The sequence below is a fragment of the Haladaptatus ordinarius genome, assembly GCF_054177595.1.
Genome location: NZ_JBPEHH010000006.1, coordinates 86,205 through 96,387, shown reverse-complemented (window position 1 = coordinate 96,387; position 10,183 = coordinate 86,205). Strand labels below are relative to the sequence as shown.

Annotated in this window: 13 protein-coding genes and 1 pseudogene; 10 read left to right on the top strand and 4 right to left on the bottom strand. The window is 54.1% G+C overall.

What is annotated here, in order from left to right:
• Positions 1-425: pseudogene (locus ACR3FF_RS04320) on the bottom strand (ISH3 family transposase); the annotation flags it as partial.
• A 63-nt stretch (positions 426-488) separates the two neighbouring features.
• Between ACR3FF_RS04320 and ACR3FF_RS04315 the strand changes: the two are divergent.
• The 3 genes from ACR3FF_RS04315 to ACR3FF_RS04305 all read left to right on the top strand — a co-directional run bounded on the left by ACR3FF_RS04315 (position 489) and on the right by ACR3FF_RS04305 (position 1,925).
• Positions 489-1,136 (top strand): hypothetical protein, encoded by a 648-nt coding sequence (locus ACR3FF_RS04315; RefSeq protein ID WP_458186354.1) that lies wholly within the window; start codon positions 489-491, stop codon positions 1,134-1,136.
• Between the two features lie 66 nt (positions 1,137-1,202).
• Positions 1,203-1,505 carry a hypothetical protein gene (locus ACR3FF_RS04310; RefSeq protein ID WP_458186353.1) on the top strand — a complete coding sequence of 101 codons (303 nt, stop codon included), beginning with the start codon at positions 1,203-1,205 and terminating at the stop codon, positions 1,503-1,505.
• Between the two features lie 141 nt (positions 1,506-1,646).
• Positions 1,647-1,925 carry a hypothetical protein gene (locus tag ACR3FF_RS04305; protein ID WP_458186352.1) on the top strand — a complete coding sequence of 93 codons (279 nt, stop codon included), beginning with the start codon at positions 1,647-1,649 and terminating at the stop codon, positions 1,923-1,925.
• A 186-nt stretch (positions 1,926-2,111) separates the two neighbouring features.
• Here the strand turns inward: ACR3FF_RS04305 and ACR3FF_RS04300 are convergent, their stop codons facing one another.
• On the bottom strand, positions 2,112-2,666 hold the full coding sequence (locus ACR3FF_RS04300; protein ID WP_458186351.1) for a hypothetical protein: 555 nt from the start codon (positions 2,664-2,666) through the stop codon (positions 2,112-2,114).
• A 467-nt stretch (positions 2,667-3,133) separates the two neighbouring features.
• Here ACR3FF_RS04300 and ACR3FF_RS04295 point away from each other — a divergent pair, with 467 nt between their 5' ends.
• Positions 3,134-3,865 (top strand): hypothetical protein, encoded by a 732-nt coding sequence (locus ACR3FF_RS04295; RefSeq protein WP_458186349.1) that lies wholly within the window; start codon positions 3,134-3,136, stop codon positions 3,863-3,865.
• Here the strand turns inward: ACR3FF_RS04295 and ACR3FF_RS04290 are convergent.
• Both ACR3FF_RS04290 and ACR3FF_RS04285 read right to left on the bottom strand, forming a co-directional pair.
• Positions 3,853-4,161 (bottom strand): hypothetical protein, encoded by a 309-nt coding sequence (locus ACR3FF_RS04290; protein ID WP_458186347.1) that lies wholly within the window; start codon positions 4,159-4,161, stop codon positions 3,853-3,855. The genes ACR3FF_RS04295 and ACR3FF_RS04290 overlap by 13 nt on opposite strands.
• A gap of 119 nt (positions 4,162-4,280) precedes the next feature.
• Positions 4,281-5,966: a DUF262 domain-containing protein gene (locus ACR3FF_RS04285; RefSeq protein ID WP_458186346.1), complete on the bottom strand. Its 1,686-nt coding sequence runs from the start codon at positions 5,964-5,966 to the stop codon at positions 4,281-4,283.
• Positions 5,967-6,224: 258 nt separating this feature from the next.
• Between ACR3FF_RS04285 and ACR3FF_RS04280 the strand changes: the two genes are divergently transcribed.
• The 6 genes from ACR3FF_RS04280 (at position 6,225) to ACR3FF_RS04255 (ending at position 10,164) form a co-directional block, all read left to right on the top strand.
• The gene (locus ACR3FF_RS04280; protein WP_458186345.1) at positions 6,225-7,145 is read left to right on the top strand and encodes a transcription initiation factor IIB; all 921 of its coding nucleotides are present in this window, start codon (positions 6,225-6,227) and stop codon (positions 7,143-7,145) included.
• Between the two features lie 94 nt (positions 7,146-7,239).
• Positions 7,240-8,124: a biosurfactant protein 1 gene (locus ACR3FF_RS04275; protein ID WP_458186343.1), complete on the top strand. Its 885-nt coding sequence runs from the start codon at positions 7,240-7,242 to the stop codon at positions 8,122-8,124.
• Positions 8,125-8,265: 141 nt separating this feature from the next.
• Positions 8,266-8,454, top strand: a complete 189-nt coding sequence (locus ACR3FF_RS04270) for a DUF8012 family protein (protein WP_458186341.1) — start codon at positions 8,266-8,268, stop codon at positions 8,452-8,454.
• A 100-nt stretch (positions 8,455-8,554) separates the two neighbouring features.
• Positions 8,555-8,935: a hypothetical protein gene (locus ACR3FF_RS04265; RefSeq protein WP_458186339.1), complete on the top strand. Its 381-nt coding sequence runs from the start codon at positions 8,555-8,557 to the stop codon at positions 8,933-8,935.
• A gap of 68 nt (positions 8,936-9,003) precedes the next feature.
• On the top strand, positions 9,004-9,666 hold the full coding sequence (locus ACR3FF_RS04260; RefSeq protein ID WP_458186338.1) for a DUF6735 family protein: 663 nt from the start codon (positions 9,004-9,006) through the stop codon (positions 9,664-9,666).
• Between the two features lie 75 nt (positions 9,667-9,741).
• Positions 9,742-10,164: a DUF8025 family protein gene (locus tag ACR3FF_RS04255; protein ID WP_458186337.1), complete on the top strand. Its 423-nt coding sequence runs from the start codon at positions 9,742-9,744 to the stop codon at positions 10,162-10,164.
• The last annotated feature ends 19 nt before the right edge of the window (positions 10,165-10,183 follow it).

Genomic DNA, 10,183 nt, shown 5'->3' with positions numbered 1-10,183 from the left:
TAGCGATGGCACTGAGAGGTGCCATCGCGGGGAGTTGTGTGACAGAGTTCCCCGGGCGAGCGGTGTGGACAGCCGTGGTAGTGGATGTCGACGAAGTCGAGACAGATGATCCTCGGCCCACAGCCGAGGATCATCGTCGCCTGCTGTCTGAGCAGGCGGTTGACGACGGTTTCGAGTTCTTCCGGTGGGACGGTGTGAAGCTGCGCAAGCGTATAGTCGTCGGAGTACGTTCCACGAGTGCTCTCGGTAACCGCCTTAATTGAGGTCTGATCGACAGCGGCTTGAAGCAGTGTCTGCCGGATAATCCCGGAGTCGAAGCCGCAGCCTTCGACTCCGGGGATGGGTATCTCCGCGATGAGTCCCTCCGCTAAGGTTTCAAGGTCAGCAGCCGTAAGAACAGTGTCTGGATGGTAGAGAAATCTCATAATCACCCATCCAGACGCTTCCTGAGAATCTAACCCCGTCAGTCGTGACTATCCACTGACTCGATGGGAAGTACCGAACTTAAAGAGCCGTTCGTGTACCTTGTCTTTGATGGCGAGGAATATCTGAATTACTGGCCGTACGATTATGAGCTACGTCGTAGTTCTGAAGGTGGTCGGCGTGATATGGCGGAGCGAATAGAGCGGTTTGAGAATCTACCGGGTCTTTCTGCGAGTCGGGAGGATTTGGCCGAGGTGGATGAATCCCTGGCGAACGCATTATTGGCGTATCAAGACGGTATCACCGAGTCTTCTGTCCATCAGTCATTCTTCGCTTTTTGGCGCGGTATGGAAAATCTGGCACAGGTTGAGCAGGGACAGAAAAAAGAAGTGGTCGTTAACAGAGCGATCTTCGCATTGGAGAACGTGACGGAGAAGGGGATTGTTAGACGAGAACTCCGGGAAGCGATTGATGAGATCTACAATAAACGGAATGATTTGGTCCACGAAGGGCCTCACTCTGGAATCTCCCAGGATCACCGTAAAGCTGCTAAGATTCTTCTTGATTCGCTCCTTGAGCTGTATTTCTTGTACTACGAGGAAGAGTTCTCAAAGGAGGAGTTCAGGCTTTTACTTGACTATGGGACGAGAGATCCCGAAGAGCGAGAGATGACTGTCGAGATTCTCCGTAAAATCGAAGATCTGGAAGAGTAGCCTGGAAACACGGTTTCTTCGCTACTGGCAGAGGACTTTTAGTCGCACATGGTGAACATTCGGGAAATGAATCGGGATGTTGGTGACGCGGTCGAGACCCTGGTCCTTGGCCCAATCTACGCGTTTGTCATCGGGATTCTATTCTTAATCGTGGCGAAGATCTACTTGCTTCTGGAGCCGAGAGGTACGAACGGGCCTTTTGCAGACGCATATCGTTCTCTCGGGGCATCACTGTCCACCAGCTATAGTCTATTCCAGTTGGCGTCCAGTATCGAGACCTGGATTGCTGTTGCAGTGATCGCGTTGGCGGTGTACGGATTCTTCGCCGCTCTAGGTGGTGGTGGCCGTAGCGGTTACCGCGGTCGGTGATAGCGGAGCAGAGAATATTTTGTTAGCCGGATTAATTGGTCTACTTAGTATTCTGTTCGTATTGCTGTGAATCTGGTTCGGTAATCTGTTAACACCAGAATTTTTATTTCTTAACACTCTGCTGTTCCCCACTTCCAGTGCGTGGATCTGGAGGTTGACCGAGTCGTTCTTAACAGCGGTTCGTTCAACCAGAAGCAGGTCAAGGTCTCAGGCCGCATCACAGTGAACCCGTCCACAGGGTCCAGCTACACGTTTAGAATCCTGGTTGAAGATCCGACCAGCACCGGTCTCGGCAGTGAGGGCGCTGCGGCAGTTGATGCGCTGGTCGCGGTCTCCGATTTCTGGGATGGCCTGCTTGATTATACGCAGAAGTTGACGGAGTTCCGGGAGTTGCAGCCACCGTCGGATACGGTTCGCTGATCTCCTATCCGTGCATTCTGTTGCCGTTAATCGCCAGTGCAGTCGTTGGCTGTATGTTGGAAGCTCTACGCAGAATATTAGAGTTCGAGTGGACGACGAAGGTACAGCTGATCAAGTTCTCGGTAATGGTGCTGGTCTTCTTAGGCTTCGTAGGGCTGTTGTAGGAAGAGGTAGCGACTGGCGGATTTACGAGCGGAAAACGGGAACCGGCAGGATACGCTTGGCCAGCGTCTTCGTGTATTCGATGGGGTCGAAATCTTCGTACTCTTCCTCGGTCAAGACGCGTTCTTCGGGCGTACCGGAGGAACCACCGGAGCCACCGAACTTCCTGTAGTAGATTTTCTTCCCCAGGTACATGGCAACTGCTTCGACCAAGGTGGCCATGGCGACTGCGGACACCACGGTGATCGCTACTCCGACAGGAGTTGTGGTGGTGAACTGGTTCAGGGTCATGCTTGGTGCGATGTGAGGCTGCACGTACAGTTTGACTGCTCCACTGCCGAACAATGCGAGTAGTGCCCACACGGACAGGGTCTTCAATTCGGAAGTGGGCGACTTGGTGAGTGCCAGTAGTGCTACGAACGGCGAGATGATAGCGAGCAACGCGAGCACAGGGTTCACGATACCATTCAGGTTCGCTAGGAAGAGGTCGATCCCTCCGATGACTGCAGCACCAACAAGAACGTGGTGGCGTCGTTCGAAGCCGTACGACCAATTCAGCAATCCGCGTATGTCAGTCATATCAACGTGTTTGATTACAGTCCTTTTCAATCTTGTTCCGCAAATGGAGCCAGGAACGCGTTTTCTGGGGCAATGCACGGTGCTCGAAGGTGTTATGGTGGTCAATCGATTACATAGAAGTATCGGAAGTCAGGTAATGGTCAGCAGGGTCGTGTGGCAGAGCTGAGGTTCGATTCCTCAGAGGCGTGTGCCACAACCGGCAGTTCCCGAGGACTCGACCCGGTAAACAAGATTCTGACCATGATAGGAACTAACGCCCTCACATCGGTTATCAGTGGTATCGTTCTGACGACTTCCGCACCCACGATGGCGGTTATCATCGTGGCGCTGTTCGCATCCAGCGTTATCCTGATGCGTGCGCCTTCTCTCGGGGCAACCCACTTGAGTGAAATCTTCACCTGATCGTTCCTTCTCAGAAGAAGTTCTTTGTATACTGAGTGACGTATTCTTCTCTGTCAATATGGCAGGTGACCGAGTTCAACTACGATCAGCTCTTTGATATTGACGTTGTCAGTGATGACGACGGTATCCGAGTCCATTTCGAAGAGGACACGGTGGGCATTAATCCGAACGCCAATAGTGGTGGGTTCTCAATCACCCCTGACTGGAATAACCGGCATTTCACTCTCGCCTTTTCCGAGGACTCTGTACTGTACCATTTAACGCACGAAGGTGCAGAGAATGGTGAGCGTCCCGGTGAAGGAGATCTACAGCCGGAAGCATTCATTGCGGACGTCTACGGAGCGGTCCGTGCCCTTGGACCAGTTTTCCCAGCTGACCGATTAGGAATTGAGTCTGTTGGACGGCCTGACTTCGAGGAGATAGAATCGTACCTGGAGGGCGAGGGAGTGATCCAGCGGAGCAGTACCGGTGTCTCCGTTGATCGGGGCCGGAAAGATAGGCTGATCACAGATATGAACGAGAAGCCGGGGCTCAAGTACGAGTTCTATGAGCGGGTGCTAACTTCAGTCGAGATCGAGGATGCGGTTGATTCTGGAGAGAATATTTTTGTGGTCCCTGCGATGGACGCAGTTTATCTCTTGTTCTTTTTCCCGGACGAGTATGTGGGGGTAGTAGAACTCAGGGAGTTCTACGTGGTGTTGGAGTTGATGGCCGGGCTTCGGAAGGATGAATCTGGACTCGGGACTGGGTCACAGGTTTTGAACTTCTTATCCCACGCGTTGTCTCACCAGGACTGATCGTCGTTGACATAGAGGTACTTAGAGGGATGACCGAATATTGCCACGAACGGAGTGGGTCTCAACTGATAACCGATTCGGAGAACATCTACTATTGGCATGACGGCGTTGATGTGGTGGTCTTGGCCGATTCGTAGGTGGCCGTGTGCTGTTCGGTTTCTGAGGTTGCCGTCGACCGTTTCCCCTTGTTTCTCGTTGTACGCGTATTCGAGGTATTTCTGGAACTCCTCTCCTGCATAGGAGTCGATTTGTGAGATAAGGGGAGTGAGTGTTCTGGTCCCGGTGCCGCCATCCATCTATCTGACTGAGCAACAAATCGATCACGGGCCAGAGTGGTGGGTGTACGACGAGGACGATCTTGAATTCGATTCGTGTCTTCGCGTTTTTTCGTAGAGATCGAAGTTGAGTGGACCGCTTACTCTGAGCCCTCTGAATTGTCCTCAATTAGGATTGAATCGGCAGGCAGATTCAACAAGTAAGCAGACTTCTTGATCAAGTAATCGCGGTGTGCCTCAATTGCTTCTGGAGACCAATCACCATAATCTCCGCGAGCTACTCGCAGTGCCAGGTCGAAACTTGAACGCGGTTTACCCCGCTTCCCCTGATAGATAGCAGCTTTCTCATCGAATGGCTTCTGAGCCGCCTTTGCATTGAGATCGTACTGTAGAGGAATCAAATTCCCAAGCGTGTTTCTCAGCTGACTTGCCTCCTCTCTACTGAAATTGTCTTCCCAGTAATCGTATTTTTCCATCGCAGAACCGTACGACTTGGGAAGTACGTGTTCTATGTGCATTCCACCGCCTCTCTTCTTAATCCGCTCAACCTTCTGCGAGTCACTCAGGCTGTATTCAATAGCAATCAGCAGGCTCTTGTGCCACTTCTCATCTCCATATACATTATCAGAATACAGGCCGTCTCGAACCCGTTCCGGAATATTATCACGCTTCCTCTTACTCTCGATATACTCCTGGATCTCCTCCAAACTGGCATCATCACGCAGCAGAGTCAGAATCTTGATCGAGGGTATCTTGATTTTCTCACTGGTATAGTCTCCAATCCAGTACGAATAGTAGAACCCGATGAGCTCGTCACGCAACTCGTCGAAGTAGTCAACACCGTCTTTCTTAGCGCCGATAAGAATCGTCTTCCAATACAAAGTATGTGACAGGTTTTCCAGGATGAAGATTTCTTTCGAACCTGAGTTTTCGATCTGGTTGTAGTTGTCCACGAAGTCCCGAATGTCTTTGACAATCTTCTTAGGGTTCTGTCCTTCAAACTCGGACTTCAGCTCCTGATACCTCGTTTCCTGTGCTTTAGACTGTTGAAGATACAGCCGATACATTCCAAGGATGCTGTCCAAGGTATCATAGTCATCATCAACCTTCGTAGTGATTTCCTGCCAGACCTCGATTACATCGTCCTTATCTTCATCATCCTCCAAATTGCTAAGCAGATAGCTCTTGGTGAGATCGGAGACCGTCAAATCCTTCCCACGTGTATTGATGGTCTGGAAAAGCCTGACAGCATGTGCAAGATCATCGCTGATGATTCTAATCAGTTCGATATTCTGGTCGATGAACTCGAAGAAGTCGTTGAGATCTTCATGTCGATCTCCGAACGTGGTCTCCAGACAATCTATCAGGATTTCAGCAGCCTCAGTATACCTGTTTTCCTCGTCTAGGTCTATCGATTTGAGTACTGACTGTTCAAGATCAGTTTGCTTACTGGTTCTCAACCGAGGCCTCTCCAACGCCTGTTCATGGACTCTTCCCTCGACCCTTCTCTTGTTCATATCGCTCAAGTGATCGTGGAAATGGTCGTTGAAGATCGCATAGAGAATGATGAGAGAAGTCATCCTCTGTTGTCCATCCAATATATCAAAACGTGAATCACCGTCCTCCTTCACCAAGATAACCGAGCCCAGATAGTAGGGACTGTTTCGGTCCTCACTCCACGATTCATAGAGGTCATCAATCAACTGCTCAATATGCGATTTCTCCCAGCTATACGGCCGCTGATACCGAGGAATTTGATACAGGTCCTCCTCACCATCAAACAGATCCCGGCACTTCACTGGATCCGGATTGAAACTATGCTGCATTATACAGACTGAATCAAACTACAGTTCTTTAACCATTTCCACAATGTTCTCAATACTTATTCCGACCTGCCGAAGGCACAGAATTCCCTATATCGATGGTAACTGCTCAGGGGTGCAGTCCCGAACCGCATTTGAGGAGCTCAGTGTGGGTGTCGTCGAGGATTCAGCTTGTCAATCGGTCCAAACCAGCCTGCTCGCAGTAGTTTATTCCCCCTGAGAGGGGTGCGGGGTGCAGACAAGACATCTCGCAAACTACCGATGGCGACGAGACACACCTACGATACTGGCTTCGACGAAGACGTATCGAACGACAACACACCGTGTCCTGAGTGTAAGGGCCAAATGAGAACGAACAGCGTTGAGACAGTCTGCGAGGACTGTGGTCTCGTCATTGACGAGCAACGGATCGACCACGGTCCCGAATGGAGGACTCACGATCAGGATCAACGAAAGCGGACGGGCGCTCCACTGACTGCGGCACGTCACGACCGAGGGCTGTCGACGGAAATCGGTCGGCGAAAAGATGCGAACGGGAACGAACTCTCTGGGCAAAAGCGCCAGCGGCTATCTCGAATGCGGCGGGAACAGAACCGTGGTCGATTCCAGTCGAAAGCCGAGCGAAACCTCGCACACGGGCTGGGTGAAGTTCGAAGAGTCGCAAGTATCCTCGAGCTTGCAGATTCGGTCCGTGACCAGGCGTGTCAGCTGTTCCGGAGCGCTCAGAACGAAGACCTACTTCGAGGTCGATCAATCGAGGCGATTGCGGCAGCAAGCGTCCACGGGGCCTGTCGCTGTAACGGCCACACACGGTTACTCGACGACGTCGTCGACGCAGCACGCGTCGAACAATCGAGAGTCGCGAATGCGTACAAGACCCTGAATACAGAACTTGGGCTCCCGACTCAACCAGTTCGCCCGAGTGAGTACATCCCGCGTCTCGCGTCAGAACTCGATGTTCCAGCGTACATCCGACAGCGGGCTCGGAGGTTGGCTGAACAGTCAGAATCGTCAGGAGCCGCGTCGGGTGTCAAACCGTCAGGATTCGCAGCGGCCTGTTTGTACAAAGCAGGTCGCGAAGAGGGACGGTGGTTGACGCAGGCAGAAGTGGCGGAGGTGGCGAGCGTCACTGCAACGACCATCCGGTCGCATCGAGATACACTGAACGAATTCGCGGTCTGAAGACGCCATCTGCGAGTTTTCTACCGATTCAGGTTCGGCGTTGGTGGCCGAGATTTAAATATAGAGACGAAGGAAGGTGGTGCCAGACGACTCTATGAATGGACGACAATCTGATCTTGAGGAACTACGACCCCTTGGCGAAGCGAACCACATTCCCGACGACCAGCTTATTGGACGGGATAACTCTGGGCGAGCAGGGGGACAACGAAGAGAGGGTCCGGAATCGTATCCAGATCGAACGAGATCGACACGGAGCGAGTGTTCCTCGTGTGGTGCGTCGATTCCTGCGAACCGTACCAAATGTCGGTTCTGCCTCTCAAACCATCTCGATGGAACCAGCGACGATAGTCGCCCTCCGGATACTGAGTGGACACTACTCCACGTCGTACATCTGCTCGTCGAGGCGGCGACGTTCTACGCGGCCGTCGCGAAAGGTGCTGCTGCAGCCACGCTCCTCACGAAGACCGATAGGAATCCAGCGGTCGACGACTGCCAGCTGATCTACGACCTTGATGCAGAGCCCGCCGCGGAGCTGATCGAGCAGTGGTCCTCGCTTCCCGAAGCAGTTCGAGTCACCTCCGAAAGCGGCGAACAGCTTCTCGCAGTCGCTCGTGAACGGACGGGACAGACAGAGTCGAACCAGTCGCGGAGTGATGGGGCGCACACGACGTTCCTCTACGATGAGGGAGGCCACAACGTTCGTGAGGAAGATCGGCTTACAGTCCTCCTTGAGAGCGCCGAGAACGACGTCTGGTTGGTGCCAGCCATTGCACTCCAGTGCGCTATCATCGACGAGCACTCCGAGGATCGGCAACCCAGCGTTCCCTCGAGAACGCATCTTGAATGTCGCAAGTGCGGTCGAAAGACTGAGCATCAGTTCCAGGAGTTCGAGACTGTCCCTGATGACGATTGGTCTGGCCAGCCGATGTGGGAGTGCCAGGATTGTCAGTCGCCTCGTCACGGACCAACCCCCGAGTAGAATACTCAACAGAATAATGTCTTAACCAACGTGGAATGGGTCTTCCCGAAGCTGTTGGTTAATACAGGTGCAAGGCTTCGGCGGGAGACATCAGCGTCTCTCCCGTTTTTTCTGCACCAGAAGTCGGCGGAGGCGTACATCATGGACCCACGAGACACACCTGGCTACCGGCTGCATCGCGCGCTCAGCAACCTCAACAGCATCGATACCGAGCAACTGGACTCGCCAGACCAAGAGCGAATTGAGAAAGCTACGATGGTTCTGGAACAGGTGGGACTGCTCACCCAGCCAGGTGCTTCGGCGGAAGCGAACGTCACGCTCGACTCCTGAGCGAAGACTTAGTCGCACACCACCGATACAGCCACTCTCGCGGTCAGTTTATTATCCCCAAAGGGGTGTGGGGGCAGGAAAACGCCCTCGAGTACGACCAATGGCAACGCTCCAAGCAGCGACGACATCGACCGGCGCAGTCGTAACGGATGCACAGGCAGTCCGCCAGCTCTGCGAAGCACATTGCTTCGGGACCCTGAATTGGGAGGTGGATGAAGAAGGAGAGCTCATCATCTGGGGATACGACGCCTTCGAGGTCTACGAAGCGCGTGAAGACGGCCTTCCTGACTACGAAGGTGGTCTTGTGACGCACGAGTTCCTCCGAACACTCGCCGGCTATCTCGAGCCTAACGAAGAACTCGACATCCAGACAGCCGGGTTCACGAAATGTCGGTTCCCAGTCCTCGCAAAGCGGTACGTCATCCGCGACGGCGAAGTCCTCTACGCGGATCTCAGTTCCCTCGATCTGATCGACGTGTAGCGTTGTTCTCCCCCAGGAGGGGTGCGGGGCGACACAGCACAAGCATCGCCTCGTGAGGTGGTTGAATCATGGGACACCGCGCACTTGTTGCGTACGAATGCACAGACGGACAGTACACGCTCCACTACAGCCACTGGGGCGCAGCGAACCTGAAGCTCAAACACCGAATCTCGGCTGAGTCGCCGTTCGGTGGCGAGGACACCGATTCCAAGTGGGCGAAACAGTTCCTTGCAGAACTGGCCGGTGGCCTCGAGGCAGATGCCGTCGACGGCTACCTCGCCGGCGAGGATCGACCGTCGACGGTCGTCGAGCCGAAGCCCCGTGCCACCGGAGTCACCCTCGACGAGATCGTCGCTGACCACCTCGACTATCTCCACCACGAGGCGTTCTTTGTGGTGTCGACCACGTTCGAGGTGACCGCGTACCGGATGCTGTGGTTCGGGCTGCAGTACGACTCGGAGACAGTCGAACAGGGAGAGACCGTCGGGAACGGCGCGCTCGCGACGGTGCGCTGGTACGACGGCGAACCGGTCGGCGACGGTCACCTGCAGGGACAGTTCGCGGCCCTCAAAGACGTCGTCGGCGACATGCTCGACAAAGGCGTCTTCACGCCGTCGACGGCGAGGCAGTATCTGAAACGGAAGCTCGCTGAGCGGGTCGGAGACCGACAGGAGCTACTCATTCGGACTGGGGAATCACCCTTCGAGAAGGCGAGCCTGAACCACTCCTAGGTCGGTCTGCTTCGTGGCAACTGCTGTTTTTTCAGGGGCAGGAATGGGTGAGCCCCTACGTGGGCTCGTGATTCCATGACCGAGCAACCAGCCGACGATCCGTTTCACGACTGCGAGTTGAACCCCAAGGCAATCTTGGGAACGCACACCTTCGAAGACGTCCTATTCACCGACGAGACGGAGACACCGGTGAACGTGCTGACGGGCCAAACGCCAGCGCACTCACAAGCGACCGTCGACGAAGCACGTGAGTTCGCAGCCAGTATTGACACCGGCACACCACAGATCGCACTCCCAGCCTCGGTGGAGACCCAGATTGAGACCGCCAGCAAGCCCTACACCGCAGCCGCATTCTTCCATTTCAAGGCAACCGGCTCGCTCGAACTGCATCGAGCCTACCACGCGGCGTACGAGTCGGATGGGTTCTCGGTCGCATTCGAGACCAACTACGAATCAGGGAATCTAACCATCACCGTCGAACGTGCGGACGACCCCTGAGAGAGGGAAGTGCCGAGAG

What these genes read in the sequence shown, in the direction of transcription:
- ACR3FF_RS04315 (WP_458186354.1), top strand. Translation starts at nt 489, where the DNA reads ATGGGAAGTACCGAACTTAAAGAGCCGTTCGTGTACCTTGTCTTTGAT.
- ACR3FF_RS04310 (WP_458186353.1), top strand. Translation starts at nt 1,203, where the DNA reads ATGAATCGGGATGTTGGTGACGCGGTCGAGACCCTGGTCCTTGGCCCA.
- ACR3FF_RS04300 (WP_458186351.1), bottom strand. Translation starts at nt 2,666, where the DNA reads ATGACTGACATACGCGGATTGCTGAATTGGTCGTACGGCTTCGAACGA.
- ACR3FF_RS04290 (WP_458186347.1), bottom strand. Translation starts at nt 4,161, where the DNA reads ATGGATGGCGGCACCGGGACCAGAACACTCACTCCCCTTATCTCACAA.
- ACR3FF_RS04285 (WP_458186346.1), bottom strand. Translation starts at nt 5,966, where the DNA reads ATGCAGCATAGTTTCAATCCGGATCCAGTGAAGTGCCGGGATCTGTTT.
- ACR3FF_RS04280 (WP_458186345.1), top strand. Translation starts at nt 6,225, where the DNA reads ATGGCGACGAGACACACCTACGATACTGGCTTCGACGAAGACGTATCG.
- ACR3FF_RS04275 (WP_458186343.1), top strand. Translation starts at nt 7,240, where the DNA reads ATGAATGGACGACAATCTGATCTTGAGGAACTACGACCCCTTGGCGAA.
- ACR3FF_RS04270 (WP_458186341.1), top strand. Translation starts at nt 8,266, where the DNA reads ATGGACCCACGAGACACACCTGGCTACCGGCTGCATCGCGCGCTCAGC.
- ACR3FF_RS04265 (WP_458186339.1), top strand. Translation starts at nt 8,555, where the DNA reads ATGGCAACGCTCCAAGCAGCGACGACATCGACCGGCGCAGTCGTAACG.
- ACR3FF_RS04260 (WP_458186338.1), top strand. Translation starts at nt 9,004, where the DNA reads ATGGGACACCGCGCACTTGTTGCGTACGAATGCACAGACGGACAGTAC.
- ACR3FF_RS04255 (WP_458186337.1), top strand. Translation starts at nt 9,742, where the DNA reads ATGACCGAGCAACCAGCCGACGATCCGTTTCACGACTGCGAGTTGAAC.